This is a genomic window from Sporosarcina sp. ZBG7A, assembly GCF_000813425.1.
GTDB lineage: Bacteria > Bacillota > Bacilli > Bacillales_A > Planococcaceae > Sporosarcina.
In genome coordinates this window covers 1-21426 of the sequence record NZ_JWIB01000060.1, presented here as the reverse complement: position 1 = coordinate 21426, position 21426 = coordinate 1, and the positions used below count along the sequence as shown (strand labels likewise).

The 21426-nt window shown below is 39.8% G+C and carries 22 protein-coding genes; 15 read left to right on the top strand and 7 right to left on the bottom strand.

Going from position 1 to position 21426, the window contains the following annotated elements; genetic code table 11:
* Positions 1-370 precede the first annotated feature (370 nt).
* The gene (locus RL70_RS16525; protein WP_039044495.1) at positions 371-988 is read left to right on the top strand and encodes a YitT family protein; all 618 of its coding nucleotides are present in this window, start codon (positions 371-373) and stop codon (positions 986-988) included.
* Here RL70_RS16525 and RL70_RS16520 read toward each other — a convergent pair.
* Positions 983-1357, bottom strand: a complete 375-nt coding sequence (locus RL70_RS16520) for a hypothetical protein (RefSeq protein ID WP_039044494.1) — start codon at positions 1355-1357, stop codon at positions 983-985. The two genes, RL70_RS16525 and RL70_RS16520, sit on opposite strands and share 6 nt — an antisense overlap.
* A gap of 152 nt (positions 1358-1509) precedes the next feature.
* Here RL70_RS16520 and RL70_RS16515 point away from each other — a divergent pair, with 152 nt between their 5' ends.
* On the top strand, positions 1510-3090 hold the full coding sequence (locus RL70_RS16515) for a BCCT family transporter (RefSeq protein WP_039044493.1): 1581 nt from the start codon (positions 1510-1512) through the stop codon (positions 3088-3090).
* Between the two features lie 65 nt (positions 3091-3155).
* On the opposite strand, the gene RL70_RS16510 is transcribed toward RL70_RS16515, so the two are convergent.
* Positions 3156-3872, bottom strand: coding sequence for a metallophosphoesterase family protein (locus RL70_RS16510; protein ID WP_039044492.1), 717 nt, complete (start codon positions 3870-3872; stop codon positions 3156-3158).
* A gap of 129 nt (positions 3873-4001) precedes the next feature.
* On the opposite strand from RL70_RS16510, the gene RL70_RS16505 reads away from it, so the two are divergent.
* Positions 4002-4547: a hypothetical protein gene (locus RL70_RS16505; protein ID WP_039044491.1), complete on the top strand. Its 546-nt coding sequence runs from the start codon at positions 4002-4004 to the stop codon at positions 4545-4547.
* Positions 4548-4553: 6 nt separating this feature from the next.
* Here the strand turns inward: RL70_RS16505 and RL70_RS16500 are convergent, their stop codons facing one another.
* The 4 genes from RL70_RS16500 to RL70_RS16485 all read right to left on the bottom strand — a co-directional run bounded on the left by RL70_RS16500 (position 4554) and on the right by RL70_RS16485 (position 7927).
* Complete coding sequence (locus tag RL70_RS16500; protein ID WP_039044490.1) at positions 4554-5168, bottom strand: DUF3298 and DUF4163 domain-containing protein; 615 nt, start codon at positions 5166-5168, stop codon at positions 4554-4556.
* Positions 5169-5295: 127 nt separating this feature from the next.
* Complete coding sequence (locus tag RL70_RS16495) at positions 5296-6246, bottom strand: metal ABC transporter solute-binding protein, Zn/Mn family (protein ID WP_039044489.1); 951 nt, start codon at positions 6244-6246, stop codon at positions 5296-5298.
* An 80-nt stretch (positions 6247-6326) separates the two neighbouring features.
* Positions 6327-7184, bottom strand: a complete 858-nt coding sequence (locus RL70_RS16490; RefSeq protein ID WP_039044488.1) for a metal ABC transporter permease — start codon at positions 7182-7184, stop codon at positions 6327-6329.
* Positions 7184-7927: a metal ABC transporter ATP-binding protein gene (locus RL70_RS16485; RefSeq protein WP_039044487.1), complete on the bottom strand. Its 744-nt coding sequence runs from the start codon at positions 7925-7927 to the stop codon at positions 7184-7186. Before RL70_RS16485 ends, RL70_RS16490 begins: the two co-directional genes overlap by 1 nt.
* A 423-nt stretch (positions 7928-8350) precedes the next feature.
* Between RL70_RS16485 and RL70_RS16480 the strand changes: the two genes are divergently transcribed.
* From RL70_RS16480 to brnQ, 3 genes are all read left to right on the top strand, one after another.
* On the top strand, positions 8351-9511 hold the full coding sequence (locus RL70_RS16480) for an exonuclease SbcCD subunit D (RefSeq protein ID WP_039044486.1): 1161 nt from the start codon (positions 8351-8353) through the stop codon (positions 9509-9511).
* A complete protein-coding gene (locus RL70_RS16475) occupies positions 9508-12585 on the top strand; it encodes an AAA family ATPase (RefSeq protein WP_039044485.1) in 3078 nt (1025 codons plus the stop codon). Before RL70_RS16480 ends, RL70_RS16475 begins: the two co-directional genes overlap by 4 nt.
* A 121-nt stretch (positions 12586-12706) precedes the next feature.
* Positions 12707-14080, top strand: coding sequence for a branched-chain amino acid transport system II carrier protein (gene brnQ / locus RL70_RS16470; RefSeq protein ID WP_039044484.1), 1374 nt, complete (start codon positions 12707-12709; stop codon positions 14078-14080).
* Between the two features lie 77 nt (positions 14081-14157).
* On the opposite strand, the gene RL70_RS16465 is transcribed toward brnQ, so the two are convergent.
* Entirely contained in the window at positions 14158-14817 is a 660-nt protein-coding gene (locus tag RL70_RS16465; protein ID WP_039044483.1) for a GntR family transcriptional regulator, read from the bottom strand.
* A 198-nt stretch (positions 14818-15015) separates the two neighbouring features.
* Here RL70_RS16465 and RL70_RS16460 point away from each other — a divergent pair, with 198 nt between their 5' ends.
* The 9 genes from RL70_RS16460 (at position 15016) to RL70_RS16410 (ending at position 21313) form a co-directional block, all read left to right on the top strand.
* Positions 15016-15588, top strand: coding sequence for a 3D domain-containing protein (locus tag RL70_RS16460; RefSeq protein WP_039044482.1), 573 nt, complete (start codon positions 15016-15018; stop codon positions 15586-15588).
* An 87-nt stretch (positions 15589-15675) separates the two neighbouring features.
* Entirely contained in the window at positions 15676-16392 is a 717-nt protein-coding gene (locus RL70_RS16455; RefSeq protein ID WP_039044481.1) for an SDR family NAD(P)-dependent oxidoreductase, read from the top strand.
* Positions 16393-16696: 304 nt separating this feature from the next.
* A complete protein-coding gene (locus RL70_RS16450; RefSeq protein WP_156138001.1) occupies positions 16697-17059 on the top strand; it encodes a DUF5412 domain-containing protein in 363 nt (120 codons plus the stop codon).
* A complete protein-coding gene (locus RL70_RS16445; protein WP_039044479.1) occupies positions 17040-17264 on the top strand; it encodes a hypothetical protein in 225 nt (74 codons plus the stop codon). The genes RL70_RS16450 and RL70_RS16445 overlap by 20 nt, the downstream gene beginning before the upstream one ends.
* Positions 17265-17371: 107 nt before the next feature.
* Positions 17372-17629, top strand: a complete 258-nt coding sequence (locus tag RL70_RS16440) for a hypothetical protein (protein WP_039044478.1) — start codon at positions 17372-17374, stop codon at positions 17627-17629.
* Positions 17630-18619: 990 nt separating this feature from the next.
* A complete protein-coding gene (locus tag RL70_RS16430) occupies positions 18620-19489 on the top strand; it encodes a DUF2268 domain-containing putative Zn-dependent protease (protein WP_052246016.1) in 870 nt (289 codons plus the stop codon).
* A 40-nt stretch (positions 19490-19529) separates the two neighbouring features.
* Entirely contained in the window at positions 19530-19826 is a 297-nt protein-coding gene (locus RL70_RS16425; protein WP_039044477.1) for a hypothetical protein, read from the top strand.
* A 93-nt stretch (positions 19827-19919) separates the two neighbouring features.
* Positions 19920-20183, top strand: coding sequence for a hypothetical protein (locus tag RL70_RS16420; protein ID WP_039044476.1), 264 nt, complete (start codon positions 19920-19922; stop codon positions 20181-20183).
* A 551-nt stretch (positions 20184-20734) separates the two neighbouring features.
* Complete coding sequence (locus tag RL70_RS16410; RefSeq protein ID WP_156138000.1) at positions 20735-21313, top strand: DUF6518 family protein; 579 nt, start codon at positions 20735-20737, stop codon at positions 21311-21313.
* Positions 21314-21426: the final 113 nt, after the last annotated feature.

Below are 21426 nucleotides of genomic sequence, written 5' to 3'. Positions count from 1 at the left end.
GCGTTAGGAGCACGTGTTTTTGAAGACCCCACAGGAAAAGCCGTAACGAAGAACGGCTTTTGCGAGCATAAGTGAAACGTTGGGAGCACATCTTTGCTTTCGAAGCGACGAGGAGGCTGAGTGCAAGCCCCCGGAAAGCGCCCGTCTGGAATGGAGATCAACGGCCTGCTGTTATCCTTCATTTTCAGAGTCAACGATGCAAAAAGACAAAAGGGATGGAAATCAACTCGATTCCCATCCCTTTTGTCTACAGTCTGCGTCGTCCATTTCATATGGACGACGTTTTTTTCATTAACCTCACCAGATTAGGAAAGTCTGGGCGTTTGTTGCCATATAGTTGTAACAGAACACAATGAGGTGGTGAGTGGAGATGGAAAGCGCTAGAAAGATAATTGCATTGCTTGTAGGAAGTGTCTTTATAGGTATAGGGTTGAACTTATTTCTAATCCCTCAGGGGTTAATGGAGGGTGGTGCGCTTGGAATCAGTCTTATTGTCCATTATGTCACGGGGACGAAAGTAGGGCTGACGTTCCTACTAATAAGTATTCCTATTTTTATGCTGACTTACTTTGTGTACAGACCCTTTTTCTATAATGGCATCCACGGTATGTTGATTTCGGCTCTTATCATCGACGTGTTTGCACCGATTAGAGAGAGTGGCGTGGCGTTTCAATTAGGGCCGGTTGTCAGTAGCGCAACAGGAGGAATCCTTATTGGAATTGGTACAGGAATTATGTTGCGCCGTGGTATTAGTATCGGAGGAACAGACTTACTTGCTCAGCTCATAGCTAAAGGGGTAAGAACGAATTCGGGTCTGATTATCCTGCTGTTTGACATAATCATTGTAACGATAGGAAGCCTGTCTGTCCCTACGGTTTCACTCGTCCTCTCGCTAATTACAGTCTGTAGTGTCGGTTTAACGATTAGTGTCATTGTCTCATGGAATACAAAAGTAGTTCAGTCAAAAGAAGTTATCAATAGACTATGAAACTTCTTCATCATGAAAAGAACTTTCTGCGGTACGGAAACTTTGATAAACATCTATGGTATTCACAAGGAACAAAAGGAATACGAGGGAACCGGAGAACCATACTAAGCCATCTCCACTTATAGGAGAGGCTACATCCCTTCGACCTTCATACAAGGACTCAATCATAAAAGTGAATAGCTGAATGTCCAACAGCAAGGGGAATAATGTGCTTGTCCAAGCCATGTTGAGTAGTAATTTTCCTGCAGCTAACTTTTTGTTCCACATTCCGTCAGAGCTCTCATAAGCGCCTAGTACAATTTCAATAACTGTTAACAGTAGAATAATGGGGATGTAAATAGATAACGCATATTCATCAGCGCTTGTCATGTGATCACGTCCTTTTCATACAAATTGTATCCGTATTGAAAAGGATTTAGTCAAAACTAATACATATAGAACGGGAACACTCTAATTTCGATGTTATGCATCCAAAAATGAGGGTATTGGAGTAATAACTAGAGAAATGGGAGTCGTTGCCGTTGGACAAAAAGTTTTGGAAGAATCCAGTGTTTGTAATATCCGCATCTGTTATTTTCGTTTTAGTATTACTTGGTGCGGTCATGAATGAAAAATTTTCATATGTAGCAGATATGCTGTATGAATTCACTACAAGAAGTTTTGGATGGTTCTACTTGCTCGTTGTATTTGTATTAGTTGTGTTTCTGATTGGACTGGCCATAAGTAAATATGGAGCCATACGTTTAGGTGGAGATGATGAACGACCGGATTTTCCATTCTTTACATGGATCGGTATGTTGTTTTCAGCCGGTTTTGGTGTCGGTCTTGTCTTTTATGGTGTAGCTGAACCGATGAGCCATTACATCAATGCACCTGTTTCAGGGGTAGAACCTAGTACGGAAGAGGCCGCACGTGTTGCAATGGGGTATTCGTTTTTCCATTGGGGAATCTCACAGTGGGCTATTTTTGGCTTAGTTGGCCTGGTTATTGCATTTTTACAGTTCAGAAAGAAGAAAGATGGACTTATTTCAACTGCATTAGAACCTGTAGTAGGTTCAAACAAGTACTTGAAGGGTGGCATTGACTCGTTAGCGGTCATTGCAACAGTGATGGGGATTGCCACTTCACTTGGCCTTGGTGTTCTTCAGATGAGTGGAGGATTAGAGTATGCATTCGACATCAGTAATACATTCCTCGTCCAATTTTCAATCATTGCCGTTGTTTTCGTAGCGTACATGATTTCTGCATCAACGGGGTTAGATAAAGGAATTCGATATTTAGGGAATTTTAACTTAGGACTCGCGATTACGTTACTCGTCTTCTTCTTTGTGGTCGGTCCAAAGGTGTTCATATTGGACAGTTTTACGTTAGCAATCGGGGATTATATTACAAATTTCATCCAGTATAGCTTGCGTTTGCAACCCTATGGTGAAGGAACATGGGTTCAAAAATGGACGATTTTCTACTGGGCATGGACGATTGCCTGGTCACCATTTGTTGGAGCTTTTGTCGCTCGAGTTTCGAAAGGGAGAACGATTCGAGAATTCATAGTCGGTGTTATGGTCATCCCTCCCGTATTCGCGTGTATGTGGGTAGCAACCCTTGGCGGCACCGCATTATATAGTGATTTGAAAAACGGGACAAACATTGCAGAAGTGGTCAACCAGGATGTCACTTCAGCTCTATTTGAAACGTTTCAACATATGCCGTTAACTGGACTGCTAACATTTTTAGCGATCTTGTTGATCTTTACGTTCCTCATTACATCAGCTGACTCTGCTACATACATTTTAGCCAGCATGACGACGAAAGGTAGCTTATTCCCACCGATGGTCGTGAAAATGACTTGGGGGGTGCTCATGTCAGCAATTGCGGCTGTACTCTTATATGCAGGCGGTTTAGAAGCACTACAGTCTGCCTCCTTGGTTTCTGCATTGCCATTCGGTGTGTTTTTAATTATCATGGTATTTTCGATGGTGAAGATGTTGAAGAAAGAACCGATTACAGTAAGACCGAGAGATGTACGACGCTTTGAACGAATAGAAGCTGAGTACAATAAGAAAAAAGAACGACGAAAAGAAAAACAGAAGAAAAAGAGCTGAGGACAGAATGCTCTATCCATAAAAAAACAAGCAACCGATTCAGATTTCTGACTCGGTTGCTTGTTTTATTTTTTGGCCAGAACAAATATCTCTTTCTTTTCAGGAAGGACTAAACAGTTTAGTTGCCCACCAAATACAGCACCACCATCTATTCCTATAATGGAATTAGACCCGTAGTAGATGCTATTATCGTTCTCATCGTCACGAAATCCCTTTGTCGGTGTATGTCCGAAAATTACTGTCTTCGGTCCCTTATAGTTAGTATGAAATTCATCTCGTATCCAGATTAGTTCATAGGGATCCGTTTCATCCAAAGGTACTCCAGGTTTCACTCCCGCATGAATGAAGATCGTATCGTCTTCTTCGATATAATAAGGAAGATTGCGGATGAATTCTAAATGTCGATTGAGATGATTCGAGTAAAGATGAGGCTTTTGGAATTCTTGATCGTCAGAAAACAAAAAGGATTCCGGTTCGAATCCATAGCTTTGTAATGTCGCATCTCCACCATTTCGACCAGTCCAATTTCTCCAAATACGCTCGTTTCCATCAATCAATGATTTGACCATCATATCCTCATGATTTCCTTTGAGAGCAATCGCGCCTCCTTTGACTAACTCCATTACTTTATCGAGTGTTGCTTTTGAATCAGGTCCTCTATCTATGTAATCTCCAAGTAAAAATAGTCGATCTGTTGTAGAATTGTAGGCTGCCTTTTCTAATAATGCAGTGAGCATATCCAGTTCACCATGGATGTCACTAATGACAAGTGTCCGTTTCATAACTCTCTCCCTTTCCAACGCATATCTACACTAACAGTACGCCACATTTTCCGATAAATCAATTTCAGATAACTTGTAACTAATCTATTAGATTGACGTCTGATCCGTTAAAGTAGGGAGGCGAAGAGTGTGAAAAGAATCGGTATTTTGCTCAGTGTATTCTTGCTTGTTTGGTCAATGCCTCTTGAAAGAAAGGCACGTGCGTGTTCGTGTATGGAACTTCCTTCTGTTTCAGAAGCCAAAGAACAGTCAGATGCTGTGTTTTTAGGTACGGTTACAGATATAGCGGATGTGAATATCCAAAGAGAAGTGACAATCGACGTACGGGAAGCCTGGAAAGGGGTAGAAACTAAAACAATCAAGATCTACACAGGTTTTAACGATGGAGATTGTGGACTGCCAATAGAAACTGGGGAAAGCTATCTGTTTTACGCAAATGATTTTAGCGAAGGGAACGATGATGGTTTTCTGACAAGCACTATATGTACTCGAACAACAGCCGAAGCGAACGCAATGGAAGATTTAAAAGAACTTGGTGCCGGGAAGAAGGAATTTACCCAAGCCGAACCAAGCTCTTCCGCTGATAGTCATTCTAGATGGATCATACCTAGTATTTTAGGTTCGATTGTTTTTCTGTTCATCCTATACTGGATAATCAGTAAAAAACGAAACTAGATTCCATTATAGGAAAGGGATAAAGCGTTGCAATGGGCTTGCAGCTGGTATGAGCTTCTCAATATCTTTCAAAGCAATTGGGAAGTAAGGGAATCCCCATACGTATGGTGTGATTTCGTATAATTGGAAATAGATAACGAGTGACGTATCCGCTAAGTAAAAGTCTTGGTCTCTTCTGATTTCAGTGAAAGGTGGATCGAGTAGATCTATATCCCACTCCTCAATCTTTTTGCGGATTCGATCAGACAAAGGCTTTTCAAAATCTTGAGGACCTAATAGATCATAGAGGGAATACCTTTTACCTGTTTGAGTATCAAACGTCATCGCTTTTACGACAGTCATTCCATGTGCACCACCAGTAAAGGAATAAGCAATAAGCGTCAGGCTCAACAAGTTTCGTTCATTTGTTTTAATCTCGAAATATACGATGAGTTCAACAAGATTCGGATCATAGTAATTTTGGTCAATGAGTAGCTGGTTTAACTCATTCCGGATTTGCGTGTTGAGACTATGTTGCACGACAGGAAGTTGGGGGAGATGGACTTCTGGATAAACAATGGAGATGGAAGGTGAAGGATTCGGTAATTGGCGCGTTGTAATAAGTACAGGTACATTTTTCAAAACATCATCCTTTCTTCAATGCATCATTTTATGCGATTCAATTCAATTCATTCCACAGCTTGTTGTTATCCAACAAAAAAAGACGGAGTACGCTGCTTGAGCGCGTGCTCCGTCTTTTCATATAGGGTTATCGTTTCTTACTAAGTTCATCGTGGATAAGATCGATATTATAGTTCAAGTATTTCACGTAGGTATCGATTTCTTCACCTGGATCACCGATTTCATCGGAATAGATGAACTTCTCTGCCATGGGTACCCCAGTTTCCGTCGAAACAGTTTCCATTGGACGAGTATCGACGTTAGACTCTACAAATAATACAGGAACTTTATGTTCTTGGATGAAGTGAACCAAGTCTTTAATCTGTTTCGGTGAACCGTTTTCTTCTGTGTCAATCTCCCAGATGTAAGCTTCTTTTAGGCCGTAATGATCGTTCATATACTGGAATGCACGTTCACTTGTTACAAGCGTGCGGTTTTCTTCAGGGATGTCATTAATTCGCTCTTCATATTCTTTGTCGAGTTCTTTCAAGCGATTTACGTACTCTTCACCACTCTGTTTGATTTTGTCGCTGTCTGTCGGGTGTTTTTCAATCAGTACTTCAGTGATCTTTTCTGCCATAAGGACACCTACAGCGGGGTCGATAAATGCGTGAGGGTTGATTTCTTCTTCACGGCCGTCTTCGTCAGTTAGGTATTTAGGTGTCACCTTTTCTGTCAGGTTGAAGATGTTTTCATCTTTCTGGTGAACAGAGTCTGTCATCTTTTTGAACCAACCTTTGTCACCGCCTTCTAAGTTCAGTCCATTATAGAACAAAACGTCAGCGTCTGTAGCTGCTTTAATGTCGTTCGGGAGAGGCTCATATTCGTGGGGATCCGTTCCCGAAGGTACCAAGTTATGGACATCGATATAATCACCGCCAATTTGGCGGGCCATGTCTGCAATGATTGTAAATGAGGTTACAACTTTCAGTTTTTCTTTTCCGTCAGGTGCAGATGCAGTATTTTTGTCGCTTCCGCATGCTGCGAGTACGAAGACTGCCATCAAAGACAATCCCATCCAAGTTACAAACTTCTTCATAAGCAAAATCTTCTCCTTTTGTTAAAAAATAAAATAGTAATCCCCCTATAGAAATGAGGGAAGTGTACTCGGCGTTCTCGTTATGCTGCAGCGTCTTGTTTTCCACGGGACTTGAACATCTGAGTGATCAATCCTTGCTGAGGTGAAAATAGGAACGCTAAAACGAAAATAGATGTTGTTGCAAGAGCGATAACCGGTCCAGATGGCATGTTGTACAAGAAACTGAAATACAAGCCGATGACTGCTGATAATGCACCAAAGAAGGATGCCAGCACTACCATAGTAGATAGTCGGTTTGTTAACAAGTATGCCGCTGAAGCTGGAGTGATAAGCATCGAAACAACTAGAATTACACCGACCGTTTGCAAGGATGCAACTGTTACAAGCGTCAATAAAAACATGATCGCATAGTGGATGAATCTTGTATTCAAGCCATACGCAGCCGCCATTGTTTCATCGAAACTGGAAATGAGGAGCTCTTTGAAAAACAGTGCAACCGTTGCGATTACGATAGCTCCGATAACAAGCGTGATCCACATATCGGAATCTCGGACGGACAATACATTACCGAATAGGATTTGGGTCAAGTCGGTGGCACTTCGGGCTTTTGTTATTAAAATGATTCCGAGTGCGAAGAATGCAGAGAAGACGATTCCGATTGCAGAGTCACTCTTAATGCGACTGTTCTGACTGATAGCACCTATACTAAATGCTGTGAGTACACCGGTTAACACGGCACCATAGAAGTAATTGATGCTGAGCATGTAGGAAATCGCGACACCTGGTAGGACTGCGTGAGAAATCGCATCACCCATCAGTGCCATTCCTCGTAAAACAATGAAGCTGCCTATTGCACCGCAAATGATACCTACCATTACGGAAGTGATAAATGCTTTTTGCAAAAATGCATAGTTCATCAGATCATGAAAAAATTCCATTACATTTGAACCTCCAAATCGTCAAACATCGTCATCGGCCGTTCATAAGCACGTGTCATATTCTTTTCACGGAATACTTGCTCAACTGGACCTGCGTCAATTAGTACGTTATTCATCAATATCAATTCATCAAAATAACTTTTCACCTTAGACAAGTCATGGTGTACGACTAGAACGGTCTTTCCTGCATCTTTAAGCTTTCTTAAAATGCCGATGATCACTTCTTCACTAGATACATCAATTCCGACAAACGGTTCATCTAGGAAGAAGTAATCCGCTTTTTGAGCAAGGGCTCTCGCTAAAAAGACCCGTTGTTGTTGACCTCCTGACAATTCACCGATTTGACGATCAGCAAAATCCTGCATGCCTACTTGTTTCAGACATTCCTCAGCCCAAGCTTTATCCGCTTTGCTAGGTCGGTGAAATAATCCGAGCTTTGGATACGTACCGAGAAGCACCGTGTCTTTTACTACAATAGGAAAGTTCCAATCGATGTTTGAACGTTGTGGGACGTATGCAATTAGCTTCCGCACCTTATCAATCGATTGCGAACCGATTTGTGTAGTTCCGCTGTCTTTTCGTATTAATCCCAGCATTGCTTTCATAAGAGTGGATTTACCCGCTCCATTCGGACCTAAAATCCCTATTAAACTGCCGGGTGCAAATGTAAATGACACATTGCTAACGACTTGCTTTCCTGAATATGAAACGGAAATATTACTTGCAGTAATCGATTCTGTCATTCCAATTCCTCCTGAACTGATAAAGTAAAGTTTCCTTTGTGCAACTTTTTGCGTAGTATGGCCTCACTTGTAAAAAGTGAAGATGGGTTTACTTATTTTTTTCACATTATGCAAAGTGTTTCGAAAGAGTTCTTAATAGTAGAATACATCAATATGTTTCCTTAGTGCAACTTTAAGTTTCCCATGTGCAACTTTTTATAGTATATTCTATGTGTGCTAGCATGTAAAGTGTAAAAACCCAGATTATTTTGAGTGGTTGTTATTTTTGCAATAAAAACCGTGATCCTGCACTCTGTTGAGTGTTTGATTGATAAATCCTACCGCGACAGGGCATCTCCTTTGAGATGTCCTGTTTGCGTTGGAGTGAACGGTCATTCTCCGGTAAACTAGAAGGAGAATGAATTGAAGAGGGGCGAACTAACTATGAAAATATTCCATACAGCTGATTGGCATCTTGGCAAAGTGTTGCAAGGTGTATCACTCATTGAGGAACAGCGTTTTGTGTTAAATCAGTTCACAGATGCCGTTAAAGAGGAGAAACCTGACGTCGTCATTATCGCCGGGGATCTCTATGACCGCTCCGTGCCACCTGCAGAGGCTGTAAGTTTGTTAGATGAATTGCTATGGAAGTTAACAGTGGACTATAAGACACCAGTTCTCGCGATTGCGGGGAATCATGATAGTCCAGCACGTCTACAATTTGGAAGTCGTCTCATGCAAGCGAACGGTCTACATATAGTGGGGAAACCTTCTGAAAGTGGAGGAGGGACTACTGTTCAATTAGAGGATAAGTTTGGCCCAGTCCAGTTTCACCTAATTCCATTCACAGATCCATCAGTTATTCGTAACCTAACAAAAGATGAAGGCGTTGACAGTCATCATCGAGCAATGGAGTCTGTTATTCGTCAATATGGAGAGCTCGATTCTTCCATTCGTCATGTTGCAATTGCTCACGCTTTCGTTACGCCACTTGGGGAACCGGAAGAAAATACGAGTGATTCTGAACGTCCGCTATCGATTGGCGGCGCTGAATATGTAGCTGCTGATTTGTTTAAACACTTTCATTACACAGCGCTAGGACATCTGCATCAAGCACACTTTACGGGAACAGAACAAACCCGTTATTCTGGATCGCCGATGAAGTATTCAATATCTGAAGAAAGTCATCAAAAAGGATTTTTAGTCATTGAACTGGACGGAAAAGGTGAAATTGAGGTTGAAAAGAGAGCTTTAAGCCAAAATCGGGATATTAGAACGGTTAAAGCAACAATGGCAGATCTGTTGCTAGAGGCACCTAGTGAAGATTATGTGTTTGTAAAACTTTTGGATGATGCTCCAGTATTATTTCCAATGGAAAAAGTGCGTTCAGTGTATCCGAATGCTATGCACGTAGAACGTGTTGTGAATCGTTCACTGCCTGAACAAGCGACATCACGGGTTTCGGATATCGAACGGTTGGATGATCGTACGTTATTCAATTCATTTTATGAAGAAATTACTGGTGATGCACCTGATCAGGAAACGAAGACAATCGTAGAAGAAGTATTGCAGGAACTGTTAACTAAGAAGGGAGAATCATTATGAGACCGACTCGATTGACGATGACGGCGTTTGGCCCCTATCGTGGTACAGAAACGATTGACTTTACGATTCTTAAAGAGCACGGATTATTTGCGGTATCAGGTGCAACAGGTGCTGGGAAAACGACGATATTTGATGCGATTTGTTTTGCTTTATATGGACAGGCTAGCGGCGAGGATCGAACTGATATCCGTGCATTGCGAAGTGATTTTGCGCACATCGATTTGCAGACTGCAGTCGAGTTGGAATTTGTCATTCAAGATCGTACGTACCGTGTATTTCGACAAGTACCTTATACCAAAAAGGGAAATAAGAGTGAAACTAGCGGACGTACAGAGTTTTTTCAGCAAACAGATGAAGGGGAAATACCTGCTGTAGATCGTCAAATTGTTTCCGAAGTGAACAAAAAGATTGAAGAACTTATCGGGTTTACGATAGCACAATTTAGCCAAATCGTGATGTTACCTCAAGGGGAATTCCGGAAGTTTTTAACGTCTGATACGGAAAACAAAGAAACGATATTGCGTAAAATTTTTAAAACTGAACATTACCGAGAAATGGCTGAGATTTTAAAAAAGAGAAAAGATCTTGCGATGAGTGAACTAAACACGGCACGTCTTTCGATGGAACAAATTATACGTCAGTTGCCTGTGAGTCTTCCAGAGCGGGATTCGTCTCTATTTGAAACACTTCAGGCAGATTCCATCCATCCGACACGTTTAATGGATGGGTTGGAGCAAGAACGCGTGCATTACAAAACTGCTGCTCAGGAAAGCGATACACAGTATCGAAGGGCATATGAAGCGCATGAGAAAGCCCAGCAAGCATTCTATAATGGAACTGCACTCAACACTCAATTTGATAACTTAGAACGAAAGATGAGCACACTGCAACTGCTGAATTCACGTGAAACTGAACTGACTGCTGATAGAGTACGACTCCAAAAAGCAGAGGAGGCTGTTCAGCTAGAGCCAAGTGAAAGGCGCTCGGTTGAGGCGACTGATGAATTGAAAAATCGTCAGAAGGAATTACAGCAAGCGACGTTGACACTAGAATCTGCAAAGGAAGCTGCGGTTAAAGTGGAAGCGGTTTATAATGAAGAAATGCAAAAGCAACCTGAACGACAAAAAAGCGCGGAACGACTCACAACACTGCAGAACTTCTTACCGAACGTAACGCAAATTGAGGAGAAAGAACAGCAAATTTGCACCCTTCAGAAGCGCGTTGATAATGGACAGGGGGAACTTGAGGAGTTGAAGTCATCAGTAGAAGCGAAAATTGAAAATGTCCAAAACTTAAAGCTGAAGACAGAGACACTTGAATTTGAATCTGAAGGCTATGAACAAGTAGTGGATGAACTAGCGGATGCACGCAATAAGGCTGATTTACTGACGCGTCATATTGACAGTACTAAAACAATTGAGCAACTGACTGCTGAGTTGAAGCTCAAAAAAGAGCGGATGGAAACTACCCGTAACCAGGCAAATGCAACTGAAAGTAAGTGGATTGCAAATCAAGCGGCCATTCTTGCGGAGACATTGGAGGAAGGGACGCCATGTCCAGTTTGTGGAAGTGAACATCACCCAGCAGTTCAGGTGAAACCTCAAGAGTTTCAGATAACTAAAGAACAATTAGAGTTTGATAAACAGACAGCAACACATGCATACGAACAATATAGAGCTACAGATTTACAGTTGGAAAGTATACGTACGGAAGTTACAAGAATTGAACAGCAATTGGAGGGAGCACCGAATCCTGATTCGTTACTAGTCAGTCAAGAGCACGTACAACACTTGGAGAAAAGGCTTCTTCAATTGAAGACTAATCGAGATCGTTTACCTATTATAAAACGGCAATACACAGAGGCAAATGAACAGTTGATTGGACACAAACAAGCAATTGCAGATAAAGAAAAAAGTGACTATGTCACACATGCAGAACTTAAACAAGCAAAAGCGATTCTTGATGAATCCTTGAAGACAGTCCCAGAACAGGTCCGATCAATTCAAGCGTTGCAAATGGAAATAAGAAAAGAAGAAAAAAATAAAACAACGCTTGAACGGTCTTGGGAACATGCTAGAGAGCAGCGACAGTTCGCAATGGAAGCAGTCTCTAATGCTCAAACAGCTATAGCCTTCATGATAAAATCCGCTGAAGAGGCAACAGTTAAGCAACAAACAGCAACAAGCTCATTTAATGCAGCTATTAAGGAGTCTGCTTTTGAAGATGAGACGGATTACCAACAGTGCAAACTACTTGCTGAACAGCGCACCGCACTTTCTAGGAAAATCAACGAATATGACGTTGAAATCGAGACGACAAAACAAGCGATTTCTGAATTGAAGGAGCAAGTGGCAGGAAAACAAAAAGCGGATTTAGTAGTACTTCGCAATCTTACAGAGCAAAACAAGCATGCCTACGAACAAGCGCTAACTGCGTATCATCGTGCTTCAGAGCTTGAAAAGAATGCAACTGAACTGCACCTGAAACTGGAAGATTTAATAGGAGCGCAGAGTGGACTTGAACAAAAGTGTGCCCGATTGACTGAACTGCATGACTTAGTCCGTGGGAATAATGATCGTAAACTATCATTTGAGCGATATTTGCAAACGGAATACTTAGAACGGATTTTACATGCTGCAAATGGAAGGTTAAGCGAATTGTCTAACGGTCAATTCCAGTTATTGCGAAGTGATCGTCAGGAAAGTAGAGGGCGCCAAAGTGGTTTAGGAATAGACGTATACGATGAGTATACAGGGCAGAATCGTGATGTGAAAACTCTTTCTGGAGGAGAGAAGTTCAATGCATCCCTTAGTCTAGCTCTTGGAATGGCTGATGTAATTCAAAGTTTCCAAGGTTCGATTTCAGTAGAAACAATGTTCATCGACGAGGGCTTCGGTTCACTGGATGAAGAATCCCTGCAAAAAGCAATTGATACACTTATCAGTCTACAAAAAGCAGGCAGGATGATTGGTGTTATTTCTCACGTTGCTGAATTGAAAGAAGCGTTTCCGGCCGTTTTGAGGGTGGAAAAGACGAAAGAAGGACACAGTTATACTCGTATTGAAATCCACTAAATACTCTTGTTAACCTATACGTTTGTTCAAATCGCGACTTGCTTTTTTTGGAGTCGCGGTTTATGATGAGGTTCTGCAATATATCGCATACGTTTTCAGTCATCTTAGGAGGTATTTCAATATGGATCGGAAGTTACCATTTTCATCTTTAGTCGTCATTGGAACGATGTTATTCGCACTTTTCTTTGGCGCAGGAAATCTGATTTTCCCTGCTCAGCTTGGTCAGGAAGCAGGTACGAATTTTTGGCCAGCAGTCATCGGGTTTCTCATCACAGGGGTTGGATTACCTTTTCTAGGTATTCTAGCAATCGGTTTTTCTGGTAGTGCCAACTTGCAGGATCTCGCAAGTCGCATTCATCCTCTATATGCGATTTTGTTCACGTCAGCGCTTTATTTAACAATTGGACCATTTTTCGCAGCACCACGAACAGGAGCTGTTGCGTTTGATATCGGGATTGCACCGTTCTTGAATGGGACTGATCCATTGATTCCGAGACTAATATTTACTGCGTTGTTTTTCGGAATTACAATTTGGCTGTCGTTGAATCCACAAAAGATTGCCGATCGGGTTGGAAAGATTTTGTCGCCGGCTATTATTATCTTGCTACTTGTTTTGTTAGTAGTCGCATTATTTTCACCGATGGGCTCATTCCAAGCACCTAGCAGCACATACCTTTCAGGTGCATTTGGGAACGGGTTTACGGAAGGCTACAATACAATGGATGCTTTGGCCTCTCTGGTCTTCGGTATTATCGTCATTACGATTGTCCGCTCAATGGGTGTGAAGTCTAAAAAGGGGATTGTCGGGGCTACTTTTAAGACGGGAATTGTTGCTGCAGGATTCTTAGGAATCTTGTATGTAGGAATCGCGTATCTTGGCGCAAGTAGTGTTAGTTCACTTGGTATGATGGATTCGGGAGGAGCAGTATTAACATCTGTTGCCACTCATTATTTTGGACAAGCTGGTCTTGTGTTGCTGGGAGTTGTCATTTTACTAGCGTGTCTAACGACAAGTATTGGCTTAATGACAGCATGTGGAGAGTATTTCCACACACTCATCCCTTCGTTGTCTTACAAAGTGATCGTCATCACATTTACGGTATTCTGTTTCGTCGTCTCGAATATCGGGTTGAATAACATCATTACGTATTCAGTTCCAGTGTTACTATTTTTATATCCGCTTGCGATCACGCTCATGCTTCTCACATTTGTTTCGCCACTCTTTGGTCACGCACGTATTGTTTACGTTGCAGTAACAATCGTAGCGATGCTTATCAGTGTAGTTGATGGGCTGGCTGCACTGGCAGATACACTGCCAGGTGGACAGTTAGGGAAAATGATCGAACCTATTACAGCGTTCTACGGAAAAGTGCTTCCGTTGTATGAGAATGGTCTGGGTTGGTTAATTCCTACATTGATTGTCATTGTTGTGTTTGGTGTGATTGCTCGAGTAACGGGCATGAATTCAAAACAGTCGCTGAGCACAGAAGAATAATTTCTACAAGATGATGCTACAAAAACTAATAGTAGAACTTGAAAAACCGGTCCCCTAAATAGTAGGGAGACCGGTTTTTAGTTGTTCAGCGATTGGAATTCGTTAATGGCACGTAGCCAATTCCCTCGCATAGTAGCTGATGCTTGGTCAGCACGATTGTGTTTTAACATATCGATGATTTCTTCATGCTCATCAATGGACTGCTCTGTCAAAATGATGGAGTTATGAAAGAAAAGTCGTCTAACGTGCACTTGAAGTGAAGACGTAATCGATGTGATATACGTGTTTGCTGCAGCGTCAACGATGACCTGATGAAAAGATTCATCAATTTTTAATGCTGAAAAATAGTCTTCGTTTCGTACAGCTTCAGCAAATTCTTTGTTAAGGCTACTCAACACATCTATCGTCTCTTTTGAAATGGTAGGTGCAGCTAACTCTGCCGCAAGCGCCTGCATTGCAGCTAGTGGTGGCAACAAATCATTGATGGAATCCCGTTCGACTTCTGTGACTTGAGTGGCTTTTCCGGGATACATTTTAACGAACCCTTGAACCTCCAAAAGTTGAAGGGACTCGCGTATGGGTGTTCGGCTCACGCCAAGAGCTTGAGCTAGTTCGCTATCGATTAATTTCTCTCCAGGCTTCAACGTCCCATCAATAATCCATTGCTGGAGCTGGTTGAATGCGCTTTCTTTTGCAGTTTGACGAGCTGGTTTTGTATGGTTTTGAGGTATTGGCATTCCGTTCACCGTCCTGATTTGACTTTCTAAGTCTACTATACATTACTTTCCTGCTAGAGTGAACAACTTAAGATGAATCTTTGCGACAACTGTAATAATCAACTTTTAATTGTCACGGGAATGGTGGTTAGCTGTAATCTTTCTGTAATATTGGGCTGTTAACCTATACACAGACTTAAAAACAAGGGAGCGGAGCTTTTGAAGAAACTAATTTTCACGTTTATCTTAGCTACGGCACTAATGGTCAGTGGAACACATGAAAGTTCAGCAGCAGCGTCTACGTACAAAGTGAAAAAAGGCGACACACTATATAAGATTTCACGGATGCACAATGTTTCTGTTAACAACTTAATGAAATGGAACGGTATCAAATCTTCAGTGATTTACCCGAACCAAACATTGAAATTAGTAAGCGGTGGTTCAACAACAGCTGCAAAGAAACCGGCTAAAAAGCCATCACGTTCAGACAATGACACTGTGAAAAAGGAGTTCATGGCGAACTCATCAGCATACACGGCTTCTTGTAAAGGTTGTTCTGGAATTACAAAAACAGGACTCAACTTGAAAAAGAATCCTTCATTGAAAGTAATCGCAGTAGATCCTCTAGTGATTCCACTAGGTTCTAAAGTACACGTCGAAGGTTACGGATATGCAGTTGCTGGAGACATTGGCGGTGCTATCAAAGGAAATCGTATCGACGTATTCATGGCATCACATAGTAAAGCGATCCAGTGGGGACGTAAATCCGTACGGGTGAAAGTTTTAAACTAATCTTATGAGAATTTGACCAACCGATTTATCGGTTGGTCTTTTTTATTCCCTAAATGGTACACTACTAATCATAAAGGAGTGATATTTGTGGATGTTTATATCGTAACTGGGGCTTCAAAAGGAATTGGGGAAGAATTATATGAACAAATTCGAAAAACGGATTCACTAGTATTTGGAATTGCACGTAGCAATCCAAAGGGCTATGAAAACTTTGTAGAAGTCGATTTAACAAGCCGAGAGACAAGACGAGGACTGATGGAGCGGTTGTTGACTCCTTATCTTGCAACAGCTGAATCATTTACACTCATTAATAACGCAGGCACAGTAGAACCAGTAGGGAAGGTTGGAGGGCTGTCAACATATGCTCTTCAGCAAGCTATTGAATTGAATTTGACAGCTCCAATTGAATTGTCCAATGAATTCATTGGTGTGTTGAGTAAGTCTAAGGCAAAAAAACAAATCATTAATATCTCTTCAGGCGCTGGCCGTAATGCGTATGAAGGATGGGGCATATACTGCACGACGAAAGCGGGACTTGATCGGTTTTCAGAAGTCATCCGGTTAGAACAGCAGCGTGTTGAATATCAGGTAGGGATTGTCTCTATAGCTCCTGGAATTATAGATACGGGAATGCAAAAGACGATTCGGTCAAGCGACGTAGATGGATTCCCGATGCTTGAGCAATTTATCAATTATAAAGAAGAAGGCAAGTTGAGAAGCGCAGAAGCGACTGCGAAGTTGCTAATTGAGTGGATGGAGAAAGAGGATTTGACTACAACTGACGTGCTCGCACGACTTGGTTGAGGAACGTCCCATCATGAGTGACATGGAAAGAGCATTGCGAAAAGCAATGCTTTTTTTGTTGGATATAAACCAAAATATGATTTGGGATTAGTTGGCGATATGGTATAGTTGGGTAAAAGTGAGAGTTTCTGAAATTTCTGTAGTCGATACTTGAAACAGGTGAGAGATAACTTATTTTGATAGGTGGAAATTTAAAATAAAGTAAGAGATCTGTGTATTTTCATAGCGGATGTTTTGAGAATAAGGGGGTCCAATAATCTTGGGCTATCAAAAGGCAAATGAGGTTTCAGAGCGGAAGCGAGTTATTAAGATTATTGTTAAATTCTTGGCAGTAATTAGTTTGTTAATCGTTGCATTGGTGGGTTACGGAGTCTATTGGGCTTTCTTTGATATGAAACGTTTGCCGGAAGGAGAGTTTCTTACGGAGGAGATATCGCCTAATGGAGAGTATACGGTAAAAGCATATGTGACTAACGGGGGAGCCACTACGCCGTATTCAGTTCGCGGGGAATTGGTGTTCAATGAAAAAAAGAACAAGACCAAAAATATCTACTGGGACTCGCGTGAAGAGAATGCGGAAATCGCTTGGAAGGGTAATCATACAGTAGTTATCAATGGACATGAGTTGGATGTAAGGAAAGACAAATATGATTTTAGAAGGCAGTGAGGATGCCTCTGTTCATCTGGGATTCCTTGGTGAAGCTAAGATGGTTCAAAAAAATGAAGTATACGAAGGTCATCAAAGCGAGGAAAGCAGAGCTTCTTTGTTTAATTGTCTTGAAAGAGAAGAAGTTAAATACCAGATAGATGAGAAGAATAATATTTTGATTAAACATAAAGATGCAGATACAGCTGTTGCCAGATGCGTATAAAAACAGGCATTGATTTTCTTTGAAGAATAGTTACATACTTCATCAAAAGAAAGGTTCTGAGCTTATTAATGAATAGGATTATAGCTGTTTAAATAAGGAGGAGCGAAATGAAGAAAGTATTTGAAGCAATATATGATGGTCATCGAATACAAGTCGAAAATAGGTGGTTTGCTGGCGAAAAGTTGTATGTGGATGGAGAATTGCAGGATGAAAATATAGGCTTAGCTCTTAGAGGGACGCTAAATGGGAAATTAAGAACTAATAATAATGAATTGAGGAGTATAAAAGTAACTCTGGGCGGGTTTTTTAGTATTCATTGTAAAATCTTTATCGATCATGTATTCGTTTCATCATATAAAATTTGAATCATTCGCTTATTATTTTGAAATTGGTTATAGGCAGTGTTGTAAGCATAAATCGACTTTTAGGAAAGGAAATATTTAATTTGGCTTTCGGTTTATCTTGACTCTAATTGACTCTTTTATAAAAGGTAGGAGTAATAAAGTCCAAAACACCAGGATGAGTTATTTATGTCTTTCATATAACTGCAATTGTTATGTATCTTACTATGCTTGATATTTTTTATAGAAATTTTTAGTTTTAAATAAGTCCATGCTAATTCTTATACCTTTGATGGATAATGCGAATATACGTGTAACTGGAGGTAATTATTTGAAAAATTTTTTAATTATCATCCTAACCATGTTAATAGAAACGGTATTGTTATGGGCTGTTTCTATATTCATTGGGTGGGATTTTATGGAGACGATTTTCTTGGGAGGGTTATTGATATTTGCAGTTCCTTGGCTTTATTTATTTTTTTCGAATCATGAACGGAATTTATATAATGCAAACGTAAAAGGAATGACGGGCGTGGACATAGGAGGAGTAAAACTGTTTCAATTTCGATTTTCACCAATCATTATAGGATTAATCTTGTTTATGATAATAAGTTTGTTTTTGACTATTTATTATTACTATGATTATTTTATTTAATTGTCTGTATGCTTAATCGAAAAAACATTTATGTATAGTGCAAATTGAAAGTACATAGCATGCAAGCAACTTGGCGTTGCAACTGTATATGGAATTATAGCCTCAGTAGGCAAAGTTAGACCTGTATAGTATTTGTTTCTAGGCTCAATCATCATGCACGCAAAGGCTACAAGTCAAGTTGAACATTGTGTGCTGCAATTGCAATCTTGGGTAATATATTTTTGTAAAATACGGTCAATTCTTTTAAGGCGATGAATCCAATAAATAGTGCAAGGAAATATTCTATTTTAATTTGTATACTTCTTATTTTTACTTTATCGGCCTGTAAGCAAATCGAGCAATCTCACGAAGAGGTAAATTTGGAAAATGAACAACAAAATATATCTTATACTTTTAAAAATCCTAAAACGGGGCAAGAATTCAATATTATTCATGCTTACTTGTTATATGAAAATTATTTTGAAGCTGTGAAAAATCAACCAGACGAAACGCTTTCCAAGTTATTTCAACAGGAAATTATCACGCCAGTACATGAAGTCTGTTATGAAGATGCAGAGTTTCCGAATTTTATAAGTCTAACTGGAATGATAACTAAAAGAAGCGAATTTGAACGGGTAAAGAATCAAATTGAAAAAATGAATACAGATCAATTAAATGAAGTATTTGAGGAATCGCTTGTTAAATCCTCAGATGTCCTCCCAACAGATAAGGAAAAAACTGTATGTATATTTCCTAAAAATGAAAACTTCCCTTCCGATATGGCGACAATTGGGGCAGGAAAAATCATCGTCTACTACAACAGGTTTCATAATTACTTTAAATCTAGTATGTCACATGAGTATCATCATAGTGTCTGGTTCGAAAAAAATTTGAAGGAAAACCACTTGCTGACAGGATTAGATCATTTAACATTGGAAGGGGAGGCTGTGATGTTCGAGACTCTCGTGTATCCTAATTTAAATAATATGTATATCGTATTAAATGAAAGTTTTAACAAAGAGCATTGGAGTAAGATTGAACCGTATCTTGAAAGTACAGACGGCGAGAAGATTTTAGAAATGAAAATAGGCGGCTCTAATGGTATCCCGAATTCATATGGATACAGCGAAGGATACAAAATGATCAGATCTTACTTAGAGTTGCATCCGGATATGACAGTTGAAGAATGTACCGTTAAAGATCCCAAGGAAATGTTTGAAGAAACGAATTACATAGCAAACTATAGGTAGATGTTTTATTAATAGTTTACGGCTATGAGAGGTGAAAATATTGGCTTCACAAAAGAACAGTAAATGGTCACTTGTTTTAAGTATTGTAGGTGTAATTGTATTTAAGGTGAGCTATCTTATATCTGAAAATCCGACTTTTTTAGAAAAGTTTGTTATTGGTATATTTTTTCTATCTGGAATCGTCCTTATGATAGGCGGAATTATTTTAGGTGTTCAGGCCATCAAGACAAAGGAGAAAGGCAAGCTCAAGTATTTAGGATTTTCAGTAATAATTCTCTTTATGATTAGTTTAGCTTTGCCGCTATTGCTGATGGCTTTATTAGGATTTGGGGGATAGCATGTAAATTGAAATTCCTCAATCGTGGTCAGTTAATGAATTAGGATTGATCTTCAAATTGTCTAGATTACAGAGAAAAGTTGGAGGAGAATTATGAGTAATTATTTGCAGTTTGTAGCGATTATATTTCTAGGAGTCTGCATTTTTTCAGCTTCTTTAGTGGTTTCAAAAATGCAGAGCAATAATGTAGATCCATCACCGGAAGAACCGTACAGATATGAACTTATACCAGCTACTGAAAGTAATATAATTATATTTGATAAGAAAACGGGTGATTATTGGCAAAAGTATATTAATCCAAGTGAAGGACCTACAGAATGGGAAAAATCAGATTCTCCAGTTACTGAAAAGAAGTGATACAAGTAAACAATTCATAAGCAAATGGAGGTAAGGCTTTGCTGTAATAACTTATATTCAAGATTGGAGAGGGCAGGTGGTTTAATTGTTTAATGCAGCAGTTTATTTGGTACACGGAATAATAATCATATTATTAGCCCTTATTGGTATAGGTCCAATGTTTAGCATTGCTGCACCAGACCCGGACCAAGATACAATTAATAAATTGTGGGGTTCAATGATTTGGATTTTTATAATTCTTGTGTTGGTATCTGCTTTTGTACAGATAAGGATAAAAAAAGTTTGGGTGTTTTTAATATCAGTAATAGGATTGATAGCTTTTTTTATTCTCACTTACCTATACATATACTCTTTCTTTTTGAATTTATTTTTAGACTGAACAAGGTAACAAGTGTTTAATCAAGGGGGGCTTGGCTGAATAAAATTTGTGCAAGAATAGGGTGCAATTAATGAATTAGAATCGTCCTTCAAGCGGGCCAATTTTATTGAGAGACGTAATGTTTCATTCATTATGTAAATAGGCTGCCAGAAAATGTATTTGGGAAATTGGAGTGGGGAATTTGAAAAGAAGAATAGCAATCCTCATATCTTTGTTATTTGGAAGTCTTGTCTTTGGTGTAATGACCAAGTACTTAGATTCCGTGCCATACTTTGGTGATATATTCACCAGATTGGGCATTTGGGTATTTATCGGAACATTAATAGCAGCATATAGTAAAACTCCAATTCGAGCGGGCATCCATACAATGATTTTCTTTCTAGGAATGCTTATTGGTTATTACGTATACTCAGCGATGTTGTTTGGTGTTTTTTCGACAAGTTATATTTTATATTGGGGCATTATAGCCTTAGTTTCTCCTTTTTTAGCGGCTATTGTATGGTTCGCAAAAAATAACAGTCGTTCAGCTTTTATTTTACCCGCATTACCCATGGGATTAATGTTAAGTATCTCCGTGGGGATGGGTATATTTTATGTCTATCTGAATTATATTACAGAACTAATTATGTATTGCGTTTTATGTTTGATTTTTTATAAAGAGCCCAAGCAGATGACTTTGATAATATTTTTATCTATTTTACTAACTTTTATTATTAAACAGTCACCATTATCATGGTATACCGCGTTTTAATAGTATTGAATAATTAGGATCGACCTTCAAACGATCCTAATTATTCAAGATGGAACGCATTTTGAAATAAATAAAGGTGGGAACACATGAAGTATGGCTTGTCAACACTAAAT

Coding starts and splice junctions, on each gene's coding strand:
- RL70_RS16440 (WP_039044478.1), top strand. CDS start 17,372: ATGAAGAAAGTATTTGAAGCAATATATGATGGTCATCGAATACAAGTC.
- RL70_RS16480 (WP_039044486.1), top strand. CDS start 8,351: ATGAAAATATTCCATACAGCTGATTGGCATCTTGGCAAAGTGTTGCAA.
- RL70_RS16445 (WP_039044479.1), top strand. CDS start 17,040: ATGATTTTAGAAGGCAGTGAGGATGCCTCTGTTCATCTGGGATTCCTT.
- RL70_RS16485 (WP_039044487.1), bottom strand. CDS start 7,927: ATGACAGAATCGATTACTGCAAGTAATATTTCCGTTTCATATTCAGGA.
- RL70_RS16520 (WP_039044494.1), bottom strand. CDS start 1,357: ATGACAAGCGCTGATGAATATGCGTTATCTATTTACATCCCCATTATT.
- brnQ (WP_039044484.1), top strand. CDS start 12,707: ATGGATCGGAAGTTACCATTTTCATCTTTAGTCGTCATTGGAACGATG.
- RL70_RS16495 (WP_039044489.1), bottom strand. CDS start 6,246: ATGAAGAAGTTTGTAACTTGGATGGGATTGTCTTTGATGGCAGTCTTC.
- RL70_RS16420 (WP_039044476.1), top strand. CDS start 19,920: ATGAGTAATTATTTGCAGTTTGTAGCGATTATATTTCTAGGAGTCTGC.
- RL70_RS16510 (WP_039044492.1), bottom strand. CDS start 3,872: ATGAAACGGACACTTGTCATTAGTGACATCCATGGTGAACTGGATATG.
- RL70_RS16525 (WP_039044495.1), top strand. CDS start 371: ATGGAAAGCGCTAGAAAGATAATTGCATTGCTTGTAGGAAGTGTCTTT.
- RL70_RS16490 (WP_039044488.1), bottom strand. CDS start 7,184: ATGGAATTTTTTCATGATCTGATGAACTATGCATTTTTGCAAAAAGCA.
- RL70_RS16465 (WP_039044483.1), bottom strand. CDS start 14,817: ATGCCAATACCTCAAAACCATACAAAACCAGCTCGTCAAACTGCAAAA.
- RL70_RS16475 (WP_039044485.1), top strand. CDS start 9,508: ATGAGACCGACTCGATTGACGATGACGGCGTTTGGCCCCTATCGTGGT.